General features: G+C 60.1%; 13 protein-coding genes. 7 read left to right on the forward strand and 6 right to left on the reverse strand.

The features are described from left to right. Positions 1-143: 143 nt before the first annotated feature. The 3 genes from CD351_RS12945 to CD351_RS12955 all read right to left on the reverse strand — a co-directional run bounded on the left by CD351_RS12945 (position 144) and on the right by CD351_RS12955 (position 5,018). Positions 144-1,643 (reverse strand): HlyD family type I secretion periplasmic adaptor subunit, encoded by a 1,500-nt coding sequence (locus CD351_RS12945; protein ID WP_111993020.1) that lies wholly within the window; start codon positions 1,641-1,643, stop codon positions 144-146. Beyond that, a complete protein-coding gene (locus CD351_RS12950) occupies positions 1,640-3,766 on the reverse strand; it encodes a type I secretion system permease/ATPase (protein ID WP_304529385.1) in 2,127 nt (708 codons plus the stop codon). Before CD351_RS12950 ends, CD351_RS12945 begins: the two co-directional genes overlap by 4 nt. A gap of 376 nt (positions 3,767-4,142) precedes the next feature. Further along, complete coding sequence (locus CD351_RS12955) at positions 4,143-5,018, reverse strand: hypothetical protein (protein ID WP_111993022.1); 876 nt, start codon at positions 5,016-5,018, stop codon at positions 4,143-4,145. Between the two features lie 378 nt (positions 5,019-5,396). On the opposite strand from CD351_RS12955, the gene CD351_RS12960 reads away from it, so the two are divergent. From CD351_RS12960 to recF, 5 genes are all read left to right on the forward strand, one after another. Further along, positions 5,397-6,986 carry a tyrosine-type recombinase/integrase gene (locus CD351_RS12960; protein ID WP_162627724.1) on the forward strand — a complete coding sequence of 530 codons (1,590 nt, stop codon included), beginning with the start codon at positions 5,397-5,399 and terminating at the stop codon, positions 6,984-6,986. After that, the gene (locus tag CD351_RS12965) at positions 6,983-7,894 is read left to right on the forward strand and encodes a tyrosine-type recombinase/integrase (protein WP_111993024.1); all 912 of its coding nucleotides are present in this window, start codon (positions 6,983-6,985) and stop codon (positions 7,892-7,894) included. The genes CD351_RS12960 and CD351_RS12965 overlap by 4 nt, the downstream gene beginning before the upstream one ends. Further along, positions 7,881-8,906 (forward strand): tyrosine-type recombinase/integrase, encoded by a 1,026-nt coding sequence (locus CD351_RS12970; protein WP_111993025.1) that lies wholly within the window; start codon positions 7,881-7,883, stop codon positions 8,904-8,906. The genes CD351_RS12965 and CD351_RS12970 overlap by 14 nt, the downstream gene beginning before the upstream one ends. A 133-nt stretch (positions 8,907-9,039) precedes the next feature. Continuing rightward, the gene (locus tag CD351_RS12975; protein WP_162627725.1) at positions 9,040-9,294 is read left to right on the forward strand and encodes a hypothetical protein; all 255 of its coding nucleotides are present in this window, start codon (positions 9,040-9,042) and stop codon (positions 9,292-9,294) included. Between the two features lie 759 nt (positions 9,295-10,053). Continuing rightward, positions 10,054-11,142, forward strand: coding sequence for a DNA replication/repair protein RecF (recF, locus tag CD351_RS12980; protein WP_111993754.1), 1,089 nt, complete (start codon positions 10,054-10,056; stop codon positions 11,140-11,142). Here recF and CD351_RS12985 read toward each other — a convergent pair. After that, positions 11,139-11,864, reverse strand: coding sequence for an arylesterase (locus CD351_RS12985; RefSeq protein WP_111993027.1), 726 nt, complete (start codon positions 11,862-11,864; stop codon positions 11,139-11,141). The genes recF and CD351_RS12985 overlap by 4 nt on opposite strands. Before the next feature lie 102 nt (positions 11,865-11,966). Between CD351_RS12985 and CD351_RS12990 the strand changes: the two genes are divergently transcribed. Together CD351_RS12990 and CD351_RS12995 are read left to right on the forward strand one after the other, a co-directional pair. Further along, entirely contained in the window at positions 11,967-12,671 is a 705-nt protein-coding gene (locus tag CD351_RS12990; protein ID WP_111993028.1) for an ABC transporter ATP-binding protein, read from the forward strand. Continuing rightward, positions 12,668-15,214, forward strand: a complete 2,547-nt coding sequence (locus CD351_RS12995; RefSeq protein WP_111993029.1) for an ABC transporter permease — start codon at positions 12,668-12,670, stop codon at positions 15,212-15,214. The genes CD351_RS12990 and CD351_RS12995 overlap by 4 nt, the downstream gene beginning before the upstream one ends. Positions 15,215-15,234: 20 nt before the next feature. Here CD351_RS12995 and CD351_RS13000 read toward each other — a convergent pair whose 3' ends face one another. Both CD351_RS13000 and CD351_RS13005 read right to left on the reverse strand, forming a co-directional pair. Beyond that, the gene (locus tag CD351_RS13000; protein WP_162627726.1) at positions 15,235-16,113 is read right to left on the reverse strand and encodes a hypothetical protein; all 879 of its coding nucleotides are present in this window, start codon (positions 16,111-16,113) and stop codon (positions 15,235-15,237) included. 183 nt (positions 16,114-16,296) lie between these two features. Then, positions 16,297-18,951, reverse strand: coding sequence for a TonB-dependent receptor (locus tag CD351_RS13005; RefSeq protein WP_111993031.1), 2,655 nt, complete (start codon positions 18,949-18,951; stop codon positions 16,297-16,299). Between the last annotated feature and the right edge of the window lie 268 nt (positions 18,952-19,219).

Here is a 19,219-nt window from a genome sequence, read left to right on the forward strand (position 1 = left end):
ACGCTACTTCCTCAGCACTTCCTCGCGACCCCCTACGGTCGGAGATAACTTCAAACGGAGACGCACTTTTAAGGGTGAGTCAGAGCACGGAGTAGTTCGAATTCAAATAACCGACAAGACTATATTTGAAGAAATATCACTTTTTATCGCTCCCGCCCCGCCTCGTTCACCGCCCGGCTGATCGGCGAAAGCAAATACTGAATGATTCGTCGTCGCCCAGTCTTGATCTCGGCCTGAACCGACATGCCAGGCTGTACGCTGTCGCAGAGCGGATGACGCGCGGGATCATTCGTGGCACATGCAAGGTCGATCCTAGCGGCATAGACCAGGCCGGGTTGGACCGGGCGCCCATTCTGATCGCGCACGCTGCTAGCAGGCTGCTGGCTCTGATCGATCGCATCGCGACTGATGTTCGTTACGGTGCCTTCGATCAAACCATAGTCGGTGAAGTTGAACGCTTCGAGCTTGACCGCGACCCGTTGGCCGACGCCAACAAACCCGATATCCTTGTTCTGGACGAACGCCTCGACAGAGATGCCGCCATTGCAGCTCGAGGTATTGGCCGCGTCGCCCGAGGTGCACGGCACGATCACCATCAGCGGCTGTGCCGGCTGCACAACCCCTCCGACTGTGGTCACGGCGAGCTGCTGAATCACCCCGTCCACGGGTGCTCGCAGTTCCTGAAATTGCCGCCGGCGCTCGGCCTTTCGTAGTTCCTCGCCTGCCAGACTGACGCGGTCGCTCGCTTCGGCCAGGTCGGTGACTGCCGTCCTACCATAGCTCGCCCGCAATGCACGCAGCTCTGCATCAAGTCGACCGATCGAGGCTTCGGCGCGCATACCATTTGCGTTCTGAATGTCGATATTCCGAATATGTTCGGCGCGGAGCTGTTCATATTCGAGGAGCTGCAGTCTTGAGTAAAAGCCTTTCTCGGCGAGTTGAGCACGGGCATTCAGCTGCTGGTCGATATAGGGCAGTGCTTCTTCGAGCTTGGCGATCTCGGCACGCGCCGCCGCTAGCTGCGCCTCGCTTTCCGCGCGCTGCTGGGTAAGGCTCGCACTTTGTGCCTCATATTGTGCAATCGCGGTATCGATAAAGGCTTGCTGAGTTGCAGCGACGTCCGGAGGCGTGCCTTCAGGAGCGGCAAATCGGGTGGATCCGCCTTGCAAATGTGCAAGTAGCGCATTGTTGCGCGCTTCGATGATCTGGGCAGACTGGAGCGATTGCGCGCTCTGTGCCTCGTCCGCAGTGGCAAGAGTGGGATCGAGCTCGATTAGCAGGTCGCCTTGTCGGACGAACTGCCCGTTACGCACATGAATCGCGCGCACCGCCCCAATCTCAATTGGCTGCACGACCTTCACGTTGCCGTCCGGCACAGTTCTCCCGGCAGCGGTCGCGACAACATCGATCTTGCCGAACACGGCCCAGGTCAGGGCGAGGACGAACAGTCCGCAGGTAAGCAGCAGCAACCAGCGCATTCCGGGACTGGGCGGCTTTTCCATGATTTCGAGCGCTGCGGGCAGGAACTCATGCTCGTCCTTCGGCTTGAACGCCTTGTCCGTCTCGTTCTGTCCGCGCCACGCTTCGACGAGCACCTGGCCGTGCTTGACCAATGTCGGAGAACGGGAAGCAAACCAACTCATGAGGCGAACTCGCGTATGCCGGTCTGTTTTGCGTGGAGCTGGGCGTAGCGTCCCCCAGCTCGGACCAGCTCCTCATGACTACCGATTTCGGTGATCTCGCCGGCCTCGACCGTGATGATGCGATTGCATGGACGTACTGCGGAAAGGCGATGCGCAATGATCATTACGGTGCGGCCGTCCGCGATGCGGCCGAGGTTGTTTTGGATGATCTCTTCGCTTTCAGCATCGAGCGCACTTGTCGCCTCGTCGAGAATAAGGATGCGCGGATCGGTGATTAGAGCGCGGGCAATAGCGAGTCGCTGGCGCTGCCCGCCACTGAGGTTCGCGCCGCGCTCCTCGATCACCGTGTCGTAGCCGTGCGGCAAAGTGAGTATGAACTCGTGGGCGCCGGCGAGCTCTGCCGCCACAATAACCTTGTCCATTGCGATCGTGGGATTGGCCATCGCGATATTCTCGCGCACCGAGCGGTTGAAAAGGATGTTCTCCTGCAACACCACGCCCACCTGACGCCGCAGCCAGGCGGGATCGACCAGCGCGAGATCCGTCCCATCGACCAGCACGCGGCCCTGCTCCGGCACATAGAGCCGCTGGACGAGCTTGGTAAGCGTCGATTTGCCGGAACCCGAGGGGCCGACGATCCCAAGCATCTCGCCCGGCGCGATGTTTAGGTTCACCCCGCGGAGCGCTTCCGGCGCATCGGGGCGGTAGCGGAAGCGAACCTTGTCGAACTCGATACGCCCCTTGATCGGCGGTAGACTCGCGCGGTTGGGATTGTGCTCGGGTTCGGCGGGGGCATTGAGGATATCGCCCAACCGGTCGACCGAGATACGCACCTGCTGGAAATCCTGCCATAGTTGAGACAAGCGCAGGATCGGCTGCGCGACGCGTCCCGCCAGCATGTTGAACGCGACGAGCGCACCTACTGACAGGTCGCCATTGATGACGGCCTTTGCGCCGAAAAACAGGATCGCGACCGTCGTGAGCTTCGATACGAGCTGGATCAGATGGCTGCCCCAGGTCGAAAGCACGGTCACATCCCACCCCGTCTTGATGTAGCCGGCGAACTGCTTCTCCCAGCGGTCGCGCATGCGCGGCTCGACCGCCATCGACTTCAAGGTACCGATGCCGGTGACGGTCTCGACGAGGAAGGCCTGGTTCTCCGCCCCACGCTTGAACTTCTCGTCGAGACGGGCGCGCAAGGGTGGGGTGACGGCGACCGAGATCAGCACATAGACCGGGATGGTCAGCGCCACGATCAGCGTCAGCAGCGGCGAATAAAGGTACATCACCGCGAAGAACACGATGGTGAAGAACAGGTCGATCACCACCGTGACGGCGTTGCTGGTCAAAAAATTACGGATGTTCTCCAATTCGCGCACCCGCGCGACGCTGTCGCCTACGCGCCGCGCCTCGAAATAGGAGAGCGGCAGCGCGACCAGATGGCGGAACAGACTGGCCGAGAGTTCGGCATCAACCCGGTTTGAGGTATGGGCGAAAAGCCAGTTTCGCAAGGCGGAGAGCATGGTCTCGAAGATCAGCACCGCCGTCAGACCGATCGCCAACACCTCCAATGTGGTCATCGACTGGTGGACGAGCACCTTGTCGATCACAAGCTGGAAGAAGATCGGCGTGGCGAGCCCTACCAGCTGGAGGAAAAAGCTGCCGATCAAGACGTCGCGTAAAGGCTTGCGATACTTGACCAGCGCAGGGATGAACCAGCTGATGTCGAAGGCGCGCTTTTGTCCCGCGATATGCTCGCGGCTTGTCATCATAAGTAGGTCGGCCTCGCCGCCGGTGAAATCGAAACCGTCGGCGACCTCGTCCTCGGACCAGATCTCGGGCCGCTGACTCTCGGGTTTGAGGACCATGTGGCGATTGCCGGTATCCCCGGTATCGTCGACCTTGAGCAGGATCGCCGTGCCACCATCGGCAAGCCGAACCAGTGCCGGCAAAGGCAGCTTGGCAAGGTCATGCGCCGCAGCCTTCTTGCGCCGCGCCATCAGGCCGAGCTTCTTGGCAACACGGATCAAGTCGTCGAAATCGTACGGTCGGTCGCCCTGGCCGCGATCGTGGTGGATCTGCGCCGGTTCGGCGGGCACGCCAAGGAACTGCGCGAGCAGCACGAAGCTCGCCAGCGCCGCGTCGGCGGAACCCCCGGATGGGTTGGTTTGCGAATCTGTCATGATGTTCTGCGACCCCGGACAAGCCGTCTAGTTGCGTTTTACTTCTAGGTAAACAAATAAGTAGCAGAGCCTATTGCGATCGAAGAATAGTCCTCGACTGTATCTCAGAGGCAACGGCCGCACTCGCAATGTAGCGCGACACGCATGACGAATTTTGCGGCGCACTTTTCTCGAAGTCGGCCTGGTACAGCCCAGCGGGTTGGCTTCGATGCCTGTGGGACCGAGACAGGACAGTGATTTGTGAAAGGTCGAGGTTCGTAATGATGACGATAGAACGACAGTGCGCGTTTGCGCCGAGAAGGTCAAAATGAGCAACCTAAGTCTCTAACGCTCGCGGATAGTCAAACACCCATCGCCATTTGGCGCATACGGCGTTCAATGCGAAAAGGATGGCCGTGAAGACTTCAACGAAAGGGTCGCGAACGAATATCCAACACACAAGCAGCAGCACCGATACGAGCGCGGAATGCCGCCGATCCAATGAGAGCACCCATTGCCACCTGGGATGAACATCGATGGGTTGCTTGGACGCGTGGATGTGAACCGTCGCCGCAGAGATTTCAGGCGCGGCCGGCTCGCAAATTGCCTCGCGATCATCGCCCGTGTACTGTGGTCGATACGGCAATGATCGAGAGAGTGCTTCATACTCCCGGAGCCTCATAAGCCGCGCATTCCATCGCATGATCTGCTCACCGATCAACCTTCCGAACTGTTCCGCAAATTCCTCCAAGACGCTCGGCAGCCCGATATAAGTCACACGCCGCCGAGTATCTTCGATCCGCGCCTCGCCAATGCTGGGCGAATGCAGGTGAAGGTCGATTTCGGTCTGAATCACAAGCCGTTCGATTTCGGCGAGGTCGCGAAACTCTCCTCCGAGCAACCCCACCCCGCCTTCTTCGATTGGCCTTCTCAAATCGTCAGCGTTGAGTTCTTTGCCCTGGAGAAGAACCCAGAGCGGGCTGCGAAAGATGCGGACAGCCTCGGGAACACTCTGTTCCAGATCTGCAATCACGCTGCCCGGCCCATCCTTCGGCACGTGTGTTCCGTCGAGATACCTTGGGTAAAGGCGATGCTCGACCGGTTTTGGCTTCTTAGCAGCGCCGGGATTCCCTCGCCACGCGCGATCGGCGTAGCGAAAGGTGAGCGCGGTTCGCATCCTGTCGGCAGGTGTGGTTTTGCGACCGTCGGCCATCTTTGTTTTCCGCCATGCAACGCATCTCAGTTCCGTTGTACATTTATTGTCGCAGCGGAATGTGCAAGCAAAACCGAATCACCGCCATTGCGGAGTCTTACGTCAAGGCGGCGCGATAACGACCGAAAGTTTGCAAGCTTGCCAAGCCACAGCTGGAGCAGCTCTTTCAGACTGAGAATGTTGGAAGGAAGACGACCATGACTTGAAGAAGCACGCTGCTTTCAACCATTTCCGTTCCAGAAATGCGCGAGGCCGCCGGTGCTGGTACGCCGACGACCTCGAAATGACTATGTCACAAACTCTCTGATCTCGCATTTTTGGGTTCTTGTCAATCTGCAGTGGAAGACCGCTGCGCCAATAATGCTGGATACACCAAACATGACAGATCAACGCTACTTTCTAGGAGCGAACCGCGTCGAGCAAATGCTCAACGCATTTACACGTCCTTTTGGCGGAGGATCCCCCTTCGCCGTGGCACTTCAACAGCCCGAACACATGGCCGATTTCTGCGAACGCGCGACAGGGCCAACAGCCGCCTCGGCTTTTCGGCGCACAGCACTCGCATTTGCCGAATTGCTCCAGGCCGGAACGATCCAGCCTACCGCTTCGCTTGGAGAAGTAACAAAAACCGTCCATCGGGCGGTGTGCGCACGCGATGTGACGCCTCGGACCAGCTTCAATCGGCTCAAAATAATCCCGCGTCTCGTTCTTTTCGCCCAGTACCAAGGCGCAATGAATTCATTCGACTGGGCGCATGAAGACGTCACGGTAGCGAGAAAGTTCCACGACCGGCTGCTGAGTGAATGCCAGTCAGAGAAAGTTGCGCAACGAGATTGGTCTCAAATCGTCCACCTTATTATCTGGTGCCGATTGAACGGTGTTCGCAAGGGTGAGCTCTTTCCCGATCGGATCGAAGCATTTGTTGCGCACACGTCCGGCTGCCCATGTTTTCAGTGTCTGGCGGACAAGCCTTCAAAAGACAGTCAATTGATTCGACCGCGTGCGCTATATCGCTGGCAGCGGTTCCTCGATGACAAACCGATCGTCAAGGAGAACGGGTTGGTCGTCCGCCAGAAAGAGGCCGGGTGGGAGAAACCCGAAAGCGTCGCGGCCTATGCTCACTATCTCGAACATGATCGGGGCCTCGTCAAAGACACGATCCGAGGCCAGGTCAGCTGCCTCGAGCGATGCCATCCGCAATTGGGCGAGGATGCTTCCCTATGGACGGCCCGCCACATCCGCGACGTTGTACAGGCAGCGATCACGGGCAAGTCACCTGGCCGACAAAGCACGATCATTTCCATCATCCGCGGATACATCCGGTTTCGAGCAATACGTGGCGAGTGTTCGGCCGATCTCGTCGAAGCGATAATTTCACGGCCAGTTTACCGGCATACACGCCTTCCAACAGAAGCCTCCTACGGTGAGCTCAGAGCCTACATCGAGGGTTGCGACACCTCAACCGCGACAGGCCTGCGCAACCGCGCCATGATGACAATCCTGGCCGACACTGGCGCGCGGGCGCGCGAACTTTCAACCCTGAAATATTCGGACATCGACTGGGAGGAAGCTGAGTTTCGTACTCTGTCGAAAAACCGGCGCGAAGACATCATGCCGCTGACCAAAGACATCGCCCGGGCGATCGAGGCATGGACGAGAGATGGCCGCCCCAAATCGGAGGATCCTCATGTCTTTATCCGGCTACGAAGGCCCTACTGCGGTTTGAGTCACAACCAGATCTCGACAAGCGTGCACGATGAATTGAGACGGCAGGGCTATCGAGGCAAAGGTGCAGCGCATCTTTACCGACATGCGATTGCATCCAAACTTCTGAGCGAAGGCTGCACACTGCCAGAGATCGGTCGTGCCCTGCGCCATCGCCTGCCAACGACCACGATGATTTATGCAAAGGCCGATGCAGAAAGACTGAGGCAAATCGCTCAGCCTTGGCCAGGAGAGGAGCAATGAGGGAAGACGTCGAGCGTTACATCGAGGCTCGCGCTGTCCTAGGCTACAAGGACAGAGGGCTGAAATATAAGCTTCGGAACTACGCAAAGTTCGTCGAAGGCATCGGCGCCAAGCATATTACATGCGAGAACGTCGACTTCTGGCTGGATCAGTTTCCGAATGCAAAAGCCAGGGCCGAGCATAAGTGGCCCGTCGCCGGTTTGGCAAGATTTCTGCGTGCGGAAGATCCCAGGCACGAACGCGTCGACGACCAATACCAGGATCGGCGAAACTTGGGGCCTAGGTTCCTGCCTTTTATATACAAGCCACAGGAGATCAAGCAGGTCATTGATGCGTTCCCCGTGGTGCGACACCGTGACGACCCGCAGATGACAGTCACGATGCAAACTATCATCGGGCTTCTGGCAGCCTCCGGCATGCGCCTCGGAGAAGCACTACGCCTTAGGCTCGAGGACTACGATGGCGACCGCCTGACCGTTTACAACAGCAAGTTTGATCGCAGCCGCCATGTCTATCTTGACCCAACCACTATCAAGCGCCTCGCCACATACATATCCAAAAGACCGAACAAGCTCGACAGCCCTGCGTTTTTCGTCTCCTCGCACAACCGCCCCCCGGCAAAACCAACAATGCAGATGCACTTTCGGCGCTGCACCGACCATTTACGAATGTATGGTCGGGCCGGGAGCGGGGCGCCCCGCATCCATGATCTGCGTCATACTTTCGCGGTTCGCTCACTCGCCCAATGTGCAGAAACCGAGCAGGCGGTCGAGAATCACATCGTCGCGCTCAGCACCCATCTCGGACATGTGAGCGTCGACTCGACCTACTACTACCTCAGACTTCTTCCTGGTCTGAGCCACCAACTTGCTTCTCATCTGGCAGGGGCGCGTCATGAGCAAAAGTGATCATCTCGAACTCTCCCGACTGATCAGCGATTACTTCATAAAATATCTAGGCGAAGAGCGCGGTCTAAGTCACGAAACGCAGAAAAGCTATCGCGATGGGTTGTTGTTGTATCTCTCGTATATCGCCGAACAACGCGGAGTGCTCGTATCGACAATCCTTCCAAGGCATCTTTCGATCGACAGCGTTCTGGATTTCCTGACGCATTTAGAGGTGCGCCGTAAAAACAGTGTCCGCACGCGCAATCAACGGCTGTCAGCGGTGAAAACCTTTTTTGCGTTTGCATCAAGACATCAGCCCCGACTTATCGTGGATGCCGCAAGGGTGATGCTCATATCGGGCAAGAAATACAAAAAAGGGACTGTCGATTATCTGGCAGATGCTCAGGTCAAGGTGATCCTTGCCGCGACTTGCGGCAACGATCCTTGGGCGCTCCGAGACCACGCTCTTCTTACGCTGATCTATGCCCACGGCTTACGGGTTTCCGAAGCGTGTTCGATCTCAGCCGACGATCTGTGGCTCGGCGCCGAGCCGACGATGGTGATCCATGGCAAAGGGGGAAGGACCGATATCGTTCGCTTGCCGAAAGAGTGCGTCCTTGCCGTGGAGGCCTGGCGCGAAGCTCGCCCTGCACATATTCGAAGCAGTCGGATTTTCGTGAATCGACGCGGCGAGCCAATCACACGCGGCGGGATCGCCTATATTCTGAACAAATACGTGACGAAAGCGACAGAGACGATGCCTTCGATTAGTCGCAAGAAGGTGACCCCGCATGTGCTCAGACATTCCTGTGCCATGGAGGCGTTGGCGAAGACCAAAGACCCGCGAAAAGTGGCACTTCACCTGAGGCACGCCGACTTTAATTCGGTCTTGCACTATATCCATAGCTCGGCCGACGAAAAAATGAACGTGCTTCTCGACTTGTCAGGCACCGGCATCGAACGCGCCAACATCAAGAAGCATGTCCCGGGGATCCTTGAAATTCTCAAAAACGTGGGCGTAACGATTCCGTAAGAGCGGTGTCATTCGCGGCCTGTCGGGCACCGTTGTCCGAGGCAAATTTGCTGGCGATCTTCCACCGATTTCGATTAGACTAGGTTCTGTGGGAAAGGGCGGAAATCAACCAAGCGTATCCTGGGCGCAATTCTTGAATAACACGAGCAGCGTCCTTGACCTCGCCACCAAGCAACCCGTGGTGTTGACCGTTGGTGGCCGAGACCGTCTTGTGATCGCCGACAGCAACTATTTCCATCACCTCGAAGAAGTTGCGCGAAGGACCCTTGCCGGAGAAATGGCACTCGATGCGGTCAGGGCGAACGAGATGACCGAACAGGACAGGACGGCATTCACCAATATGCGCCCGTCGGCGACCGAGTTGGAAAATGACCGTTGGGAAGACTGAATTTCCGAGCAATGGCTACGGTCGACGCAATTGGCGGCGGTTGCGGTCGACCATCGCCTGACTGACATCGCCATCATAGCATGCTGGAGACCTCCCACCCGGTTTGCTCCACGCACTTCGACCGCCACATCGCCGACCGGCTCCAACTACATGGAGAGGGCACGGGCAACTGCCTGAAATGCCGCGACCGATTGACGGATCAGACTCGCTTACCTGCTCGTCGGTCTTTTGTGCGCTCACCGGAGCCGCTGGCATAATCGCGACAGCGACCCAGAAAGCACATGCCATTTCCAGCGCCATTGGTTTCACGACTAGTTGATTAGCACCCCCTCCCGCAATCTGGTTCCCAGACAGGGTTACAATCTTGTTAGGCTCAGACGCGAGCGCGGATTGAGGCTGCACCAATCCGTCCACCGATTATGCTGACGAAACCGACGGGTATCCTTTGAATTTCAGTATCTTCAGATGATAGCTGCACATAAAGTCTTTCTGCACATAAAATCGCTTATGTTGAGCTGCGCATAACTCGTAGTCTCCTGTTTGTGTTTCCCGGGACCATCCCGGGGTTGCCAAACACTTTGCAGGAGGTGTGCCAAACTCGAAGAATGGCGGAATTCAGCCATTCTTAACTCTGACGAACCTGAACCTCTCGTTCATCAATCCGAAAGGTTGGGAAAAAATCCCACTGTTTGGGATCGGGGATTTGAACGTTGCTTTTGATGGCCTTTTCGCGCCCGCATGCTAACCGCATTCGAACCTATGGCGCTCGCGAAAATCACCTTGCAGAACTTCCGCAACCATGCGGCCAGCGAGCTTGCCGAGACCGCGCATTTCAACCTGCTCGTGGGGGAGAATGGCGCTGGGAAAACCAACGTTCTCGAAGCGATTTCGCTGCTCAGTCCGGGCCGGGGCCTGCGCCGTGCGAACCTTGCAGAGCTCGCGCGCAAAGCCCCCGGCGACACGCCGCCCGGAGCCTTCGCCATCGGGGCCAGCCTGATCGAGCAGGGACAGGTGTCCGCCCGCATCGGCACCTATACTGAGGCCGAGCGCCCCACCCGCCGTCTGGTACGCATCAACGGAGCCGATGCGAGCGCCAGCGCGCTCTCAGAATGGCATGCGGTTTCCTGGCTCACCCCGGCAATGGATGGCCTATTCACCGACAGCGCAGGTGCACGCAGGCGCTTTGTCGACCGGATGGCGCTCGCGATTGAGCCGGGGCACGCAAAGGCGGTGAACCAGCTCGAGATCGCGCTACGCGAAAGAAACCGCCTTCTCGAAGAACGCGGCGATGCGCGCTGGCTCGACGCGATCGAGGCACAGGCGGCGCAGCATGGCAGCGTGGTTGCCGCCACCCGCTCGCGCCTGATTGCGATGCTGAGCGACGAATTGACGGCATTCCCGCCCGAACCCTTTGCCCGCCCGATCCTGACCTATCGCCCCGGCGGGCCTCTCTCTCCCGAGGAACTGCTTGCCGAGTTTGCCCGCGCCCGCCCACGCGACCGGGCCGCAGGACGCGCGCTGACCGGGCCGCATCGCGATGAATTGGAAGTGGTGATGATGGGAACCGGCCAGCCTGCCGCGTCGTGTTCCACCGGCGAACAAAAGGTGATGCTGATAGCCATCACCCTTGCTCACGGCGTCCTTGCCTCGTCGGGCCGACCGAGCGTCCTTCTGCTGGACGAAGTCGCCGCCCACCTCGACCCCGTGCGTCGCAAAGCGCTGTTCGACCGCCTGCGCGCCGGAAAGGCTCAGGTCTGGATGACCGGAACCGAACTCGCACCCTTTGCCGAGATCGAGGAGGAAGCCGCCGTGTGGCGGGTCAGCGGTGGGGCGCTGGAGCGGATTTAACCTTCGCCAGCGTCTTCGGGCAAAGCCGCCTGCACTTCGTCCACCGTCGATGCGACCAGTGCCTCGATCCCCTCTGCCGTGGGATGGATGCGATCGTTCTGGAACAGGCTCTGATCCTCGTAAATGTCTTCGAGCCAGAACGGGATGAGCGCCGTGTCATATTGCTGCGCCAGCTCGCGATACATCGCATCGAACTGCGCCTGATATTCCGGCCCGTAGTTTGGCGGCGCGCGCATTCCCATCAGCAGCACGGGGATCTCGCGCTCGCGCAAGGTGGTCAGCATTGCGTCGAAATTGGCACGCGTTTCATCGGGTGAAAGACCGCGCAGCAAATCGTTGCCGCCCAGCTCCAGAATGAAAAGGTCAGGCTTTTCCCCCTGCCCATCGAGCACGAATTGGAGCCGGTCGCGCCCGGCAGCGCTTGTGTCGCCCGACACCCCTGCGTCGATCACGCGCGCATTGATACCGCGCCCGCGCAGGGCCGCTTCGAGCCTCTCGGGATATCCTTCGGGTTCGGCCAGATTGTAGCCGGCGAACAGGCTGTCGCCGAAGGCAAGGATGCGCACTTCCTCGCCCATGACGGGCACAGCAAGCTCTCCTTCGGCAATTGCGCCCGGTTCGGTTCGGGGCGCTTCTACGGGAGCTTCGGAGCCGCAGGCGGCCAGCAAAAGCGCCGCGCTGAAACCAAAAAAGAGGGGTATACGTTTCTGCAAGGGGGGCATAGCGATCTGCGAACCTTCCGTTTCGATCTTGTTTGAAAACCGTTCCTATCCCATTTGAGCCCTGTGACAAATACAGTGACAAACCCAGCTAATGTCGCCGACATGGCGATCTGTGCCCGAAATCTGACCCTTACGCTCGGCAGCAATGCTGCGCCGGTGGATATCCTTAAGGGGATCGATCTCGATATCGCCCATGGAGAAGTGGTCGCGCTGCTCGGGCCTTCGGGTTCGGGCAAAAGCTCGCTCATGGCGGTCCTTTCGGGCCTTGAACGCGCGAGCGGCGGTGATCTGACGGTCGCCGGACAGGATTTCGCCAGGCTCGACGAAGACGGCCTGGCCGCTGCACGCCGGGGGCGGATCGGGATCGTGCTTCAGGCATTTCACCTCCTGCCGACCATGACTGCGGCGGAAAACGTCGCCACCCCGATGGAACTGGCCGGAAGCGACGATGCCACCCCGCGCGCCGAGGCGGAACTGAACGCCGTGGGTCTGGGCCACCGGATCGACCACTACCCCACCCAGCTTTCCGGCGGCGAGCAACAGCGCGTTGCCATCGCCCGCGCCACCGCCCCGCGCCCCAGCCTGATCTTCGCTGATGAGCCGACCGGCAATCTCGACGTTGCGACGGGCGAGGAGATTGTGGACCTGCTGTTTGCCCGCCGTGCGGAAACCGGCGCGACCTTGCTCATCATCACACACGACCCGCTGCTCGCCGAGAAATGCGACCGCGTGCTGACCATGGCGGACGGCGTGATCGTCTCCGACACCCGCACGGATATCGCTGCGGCCAGCGAGGCCGCGGAGTGAGCGCCAAGGTCGACGCGGGCGGCTTGACCTGGGGCGGCGCGTGGCACATCGCCCGGCGCGACCTCAATGCGCGGTTCAAGGGCCTGCGGCTGCTGCTGGTCTGCATATTCCTTGGTACGGCAGCGCTTGCCGCCATCGGAACGCTCACCGCTTCGATCGAACGCGAGCTGCAATCTTCGGGTCAGGCGCTTCTGGGCGGCGATCTTGAGGTCGAGGTGTGGCAGCGCGACCTCACCGAAGAGGAACTGGGCACTCTGGGCGAATATGGCCAGCTGTCGGGCGGATACCGCCTGCAAGCCATGGCGACCACTGACGACGCTGCCGCCCCTGTAGAACTGAAGGCCGTCGATGACGCCTGGCCGCTTTATGGCAACTTCACGCTTGTCGATGGCCGCGAACCGGGCGCGCCGAGTGCTAACGATGCCTTCCTCGCGCAAGGCGCTCTCGACCGCCTCGACATCGCTGTGGGCGAAGAATTCCGCATCGGCACGATGACCCTGCGCGCAGCGGGCGTCATCGAGGACGAACCTGACCGCCTTTCGGAAGGCTTCCAGCTTGGCCCGACTGTCCTGGTGGCCAAAGACATCCCGGCGGCGGCAGGACTGCTGCAACCCGGATCGCTTTACCAAAGCAAGTACCGCATCGCGTTCGAGGATCAGTCCGACGATCCCGAAGCCATCGAGGAAGCCCTGACAGAAGCGTTCCCCAATGCAGGCTTCGACTTCCGCAACCGCGACCGCGCCTCGCCCGGCGCGGATCGGTTCGTGCGGCAGATGAGCGACTTTCTGACGCTGGTGGGCCTCGCCGCGCTGGTGATTGCCGGGATCGGCATTGCAGGCGGCGTCTCGTCCTATCTCGACCAGAGGCGTGCGAGCATCGCGACCCTCAAGGTGCTCGGCGCATCATCGCGCGATATCGTGCGCGTCTATGCGCTTCAGATTGCCGTTGCAGCCGTTGCAGGCAGCGCGCTGGGCCTTGCAACCGGGGTGCTGGTGACGCCGATCCTCGGCATGGCACTGGAAGGTTTGCTCCCGGTGGAAAGCGGCTTTGTGATCGAACCGGCGCCCCTGCTTCTGGCGGGCGCTTACGGGCTGCTGGTCGCCTTTGCCTTCGCCGCTGCGCCGCTGCTGCGCGCACGGTCCTTCCCCGCGATGGCTCTCATGCGCAGCCGGATCGTGCCGCTCGCGCGCGACAAGCGTGCGCTTATCGTCACCGGTCTTGGCATTGCGGCGATCTGTGCGCTTGCTCTTTTGACCACGGCGCAGCCGCTGCTTTCCGGCGGCTTCCTGATCGGAGCGGGCGGTGCGCTGGTGCTGCTTGCGGGTCTCGGGCTTGGCCTTCAATGGGTCGCTCGCAAATTGCCGCGTCCTTCCAACCCGCTTCTGCGCAGCGCGCTAGCCAACATCCACCGCCCCGGCGCGCCGACATCGGCGCTCGTCACGGCGCTTGGTTTCGGCCTTGCAGCTTTCGTCCTGCTCGCCGCGATCCAGAGCGCGATTGACGGCAATATTCAGAGCCGCGTCCCGCAAGAAGCGCCCGATTATTTCGTGCTGGACGTGCCGGTCGAGGGCGAAGATCGCTTTTACGAGCTTATCCAGGAGCCATTCCCCGACGCCGCCATCCGCACCGTCCCCACGATGCGCGGCGCAATCCTCGCCTTTGGCCCCGAAGACGACATGCAGGTGGTCGCCGAACTTGAGGAAATTCCCGAGGGCGCGTGGGCCCTTCGCGGTGAGCGCGGGATCACCTATTCCGACACCGCCCCGACCGGCAGCCGGGTGGTCGAGGGCGAATGGTGGAGCCCGATGCATGACGGCGAAGCCCTGGTTTCCATCGACAAGGAGTTTGCCGACGCGGCAGGCCTTGGGGTCGGCGACATGCTGACCATCGGCATCCTCGGCTCTGAACGCGACGTTCGCATCGCGAACCTGCGCGAAATCGATTGGGAGACGATGGGTTTCAATTTCGCGCTGGTCTTTTCGCGCAACGCCATTGCCGATGCCCCGCACAAGCTATCCGCGACGATCGAACTGCCCGAAGGCGCGGACACACAGCAGCGCGGCGAATTGTTGCGCGCTCTGGTTCGCGAATATCCGTCAAGCTCGGTGGTCGAGGTGGGCGAAGTGCTGGTGCAGGCGCGCACGCTGCTGGAGCAGGTGGGCCTTGCGACCCTTGCCGCGGCTGCGGTCGCGGTGCTGGCAGGGCTTGCGGTTCTGATGGGAGCGATCGCCGCTGCACGTGCCGCCCGAACCTACGATACGGTGGTCCTGCGGGTGCTGGGAGCGAGCCGGCGACAGATCCTTGGCCTGCAACTGGCAGAGTATGGCCTGATTGCCAGCGCTCTCGCGCTGGTCGCACTGGCGCTTGGATCGGGGCTTGCCTGGGTTATCATCACCCAGCTGTTCGAATTCGACTGGCTGCCCGATTGGGGCGCTGTGCTCGCGGTGCTGGGCCTTGGCCTTGCCATGGTGCTTGCCTTTGCGCTGGGCGGCTCGCTGCCGCTGCTGCGCGCCAAGCCTGCACAGGCGCTTCGCGAACTCTAAGAGAAGGCCCTGCCCCCGCTTCAGGAGAAAGTCCGCGTCGCCTCTTCGGCCCGCGTGTCGGTCAACTGCGCGTGCAGGCAGGCCCCGATGACAATCGCGATGACCGAATAGATCAGAAACAGCGGGATGATGAGAAGGAACCCGCCGATCACCGACCCGGCTGCTGCAAGGCTCGCAGCATCGCTCCCGGTCGCTCCGGCGATAAAGACCGATCCGAACATCAGCGAGAACGGCACAATCAGCAGCACCAGTGCGAGCGCGATGATGACGAGGTACACGCCCAGGATCGAGAGCACATTGCCAGACGTCATCCCCCATGCGCGCCGGATCGCGGTGATCGGATTGAACACCCGGTCGACCGCGACCACCGGCACTATGACGCTCAGCCTCAAGGCAAGGTAAATCAGGAGCGGCAGGAACAAGACGGCAGTGAGCACCACCGCAGCCTCGCCGATCAAAGACAGGACCATCCCGATCAGCGTGTAGGCCAGGAAGAAGGCGAAATAGGCGATGGCCAGCAGGATCGAGACCGCGATGAAGGTCACGCCTCCCTTGAACCCGGCAACCATGGCTTCATTGAAAGGCGTCTGCCTGAGCGGGGTGCCAAGCGCCGACATGGCGCATTGCTGCGCGAAGATGATGACCATCGAACCGAGGTAGAAAAGGATCATCATCAGGACGAGCCCGACGCCAAGCCCGCCCAGCAGAGCCCCCGGATCATCGACGCCCGTTGCCGCCGCGCCCATGGCAAACATCGACCCGCCCATGAACGCACCGCCGATCGTCATGTAAAGCAGGTTGATGACCAAGAAGACGATCCACATGCCAAGCAGCTGAAAGAAGCGCTGCTTGATCATGGCCCAGCTGTCCGAAAAGACGCGCGCGATATCGACACTCATGATGCCCCCTTGTGATCCGCTTCGCGCGGCTATCGCAGCGCCTGATCCCTGAGACTGCACATGCAGCGCGCCCGGGGCAATTGCAAAATCCGTGAGCCCGCTTTGCGATCAGCCGAACCGAACAAAGAAAAAGGGCCCCGCCATCGCTGGCGGAGCCCCTTCTTGTTCGGTTGATCCGTTCGATCAGAAGCGGAAGCGAACCAGGCCGCCATAGGTGCGCGGCTGGTTGGGATAGCCCGAGACCGTGCCCGATTGCGCCACACCGTCAAACACGGTGAGGATATATTCATCGTCGAGCAGGTTGCGGCCCCAGAGGCCGAGTTCGAGCCCGCTATTCAGGGCGAGCGTGATCGCGCCGTTGACGAGGTTCACTTCGCGGCGGAAAATCTGGGTGTTGCCCAGAGCCGCATTGAAGGTCGGCAGGCCGTTGTTGATGTCCTCGTTCGATTCGTGATTGTAATCGAGGCGAGTGATCAGGCGCGTGCCGCTGTCCCATTCGTGAGTGTAGGTCGCCGACGTGGCAATCGCCCAGGCCGGAATGCCTGCCGGACGTTCGCCCGTAAGGTCGCCCACGACCGATCCGACGAAGCTGTCGAACAGCGGATCGAGATGCGTGACGGCGAAGGTCAGAACAAGACCGTCGGTCGGGTTGATCGTGGTGTCGAACTCGAAGCCCCTGACCGACTGCTTACCCGCATTGCGCAGCGCAAAGCCCGTGCCGGTGAAGGCAAAGCTCTGGAAGCCTTCGATCGCCTGGTCGAAGATCGCGAGGTTGAAGCCAACCCCGTCGAACTGACCCTTGATGCCGACTTCATAGACTTCGGTTTCTTCAGGACCGGCAAAGCGCGTTCCCGAAACGAGGTTTGCCGTGGCGATACCTGCGTTGATGATCGGGCTTGAAGGCGCTGCGAAGGTCGAGTTGCCCGGTCCTGCCACAAAATCGCTACCCAGCGGGCGGCTGTCGCGCGACAGGTTGACCGAGCTCGCCTTGAAGCCGGTTGCGTAGCTCAGATAGACGTTGATCTCCGGCGACACCTCATAGGCTGCACGCAGCAGGTAGGTGAATTCGTCATCATTCGTCTGACCATCCTCGACCGCGTTGGGCACATTGAGGAAAGGCGGCTGGAACTGGAACGGCGAGAGCGCAACGAACGGGTTGCAGGTCGGCGTGCCCGGAGGCGTACCGGGAGGGCATGGAGTCGTCGCAACCGCCAGAAGCCCGGCCTGCTGTGCAGCGGGCAGAGCCTGGAACTGGTCGCGGGTTGTCACGCCGCCAGCGGTCGCCAGAGTGATGAAGGCATCGACCAGGTTCACGTTTGCGAGCGGATCGGGCATGTTTGCCGACAGGGCAAAATCCTTGCTGTCGTCGGTGTAGTTACCGCCGATCGTGAAGACGAGGCCGTCAACGGGCTCGAAATCGATCGTACCGAAGATCGAGTATGCCGTGTTTTCCATCCGGAAGTTTTCATCCGAAAGGAGCGGTGTCAGGAAGATCGATTCCTGCTGCAGACCGAGGCCGGCTTCAACCCCGTTGAATACACTCGGATTGCCAGCGAGGACATCGGCAGGATTTCCGCCAGCCAGAATTTCAAAGAAATCGCGGATTTGCGACCCGTTTTCGACCTGACTCAGCTGGGTGATCGTTTCATCGAAGTAGAAGCCACCAAGCAGGAAGTTGATCGGACCGTCGAAATCCGACGTGATGCGGAATTCCTGCGTGAAGGTCTTGACCTCCTGGTCGCGCTGTTCGTTCGCGATGTCGGCTGCGGTGTAATCAATGTCCGAGCGGAAGAAGTTCTTCAGCTCGCGGTAGGCCGTGATCGAGGTGAACGAGAGGCCCATATCGGTCTCGTAATCCATCTGGATCGAGCCGCCATAATTGTCGACCTCGTTTTCTGGCACGATGTTGAGATTGGCCGTGCGGTCGAAGAAGGTGTCGAACGTCTGCACCTGGCCGCCCAGCAAATTGAGCGCCGGAGCGGTGGGGCCGAACACCACGGTGCCGACCTGACAGCACACTTCGTCGATGCGCGAATAGTCGGCGATTGCGCGAATGGTGAAATCGGGCGTGGGCTCGATCAGCAACTGACCGCGGGCAGACCAGCGATTGCGATCGTTCTGGTCAACACCGAGATTGACGATCTCAGCCGTACCGTCGCGGTTCTGGTAAGTTCCGTCGAGCGAGAATGCGATATTGTCGCTGATCGGGCCGGTTACATCGCCGCGAAGGAACAGGTTGTTGAAGTTGCCGTAAGACGCCTCGACGCTGCCGCCAAAGTCGAATTGCGGTTCGCGCGTGACGATCGAGATGACGCCGGCCGATGCGTTCTTGCCGAACAGGGTCGATTGCGGACCGTTCAGGACTTCGATGCGCTGGACGTTGTTGAGGTCGGACAGGGCACCGGCGCTGCGCGAACGGAACACGCCGTCGATGAAGACGCCGACCGAAGGCTCGACACCGAAGTTGTTGTCGCCGTTACCGAAGCCGCGAATAATGAAGGTCGAGGCCGACGAAGTCTGAAGCTGGCTGACACGCAGCGACGGAGTAACCGTCTGCAGGTCGAGCACGTCGCGGATCTGCGCCTGCTCAAGCGTTTCGCCGCTGGTGACGCTGACCGAAATCGGCGTTTCCTGAAGCGTCTGTTCGCGCTTCGATGCGGTAACTATGATGACGTTGGAGCTGCTTTCGTCTTCGAGCTCAAGTGCGAGCTGATCAGCATCGTCGCTGTCGACTTGCTGCGCCATCGCGACGCCGGGCGCGGTCAGGGCAAGAGCACCAGCGCCAGCGAGCAGCGCAAAACGATACGACCCGGCGGTGCCGGAAACAGGTGAACGCATGGAAAATCCTCTCCTCATATCCCACCAAAGCTGCCGGATGATTGTATGTGCATCCCCAGATGCTTATTTCCGACAGTCTGGAGTTAGCCACGTGCAATAAAGCACTGTTGCATCAGCGACAAGCAACTAACGCCCGGATTTGCACGGGACTTGAGGGTATTGTTGCACTGCCGACACAGTTTCTCATCGGCATTTTCGACCCGGTGCGTGATGTCAAAGCTTGCCCACCGGCCTCCCTTGGGCTAGGCGCGCGCTCGACTTTCCGTGC

This window comes from Erythrobacter sp. KY5 (assembly GCF_003264115.1).
Taxonomy (GTDB): domain Bacteria; phylum Pseudomonadota; class Alphaproteobacteria; order Sphingomonadales; family Sphingomonadaceae; genus Erythrobacter.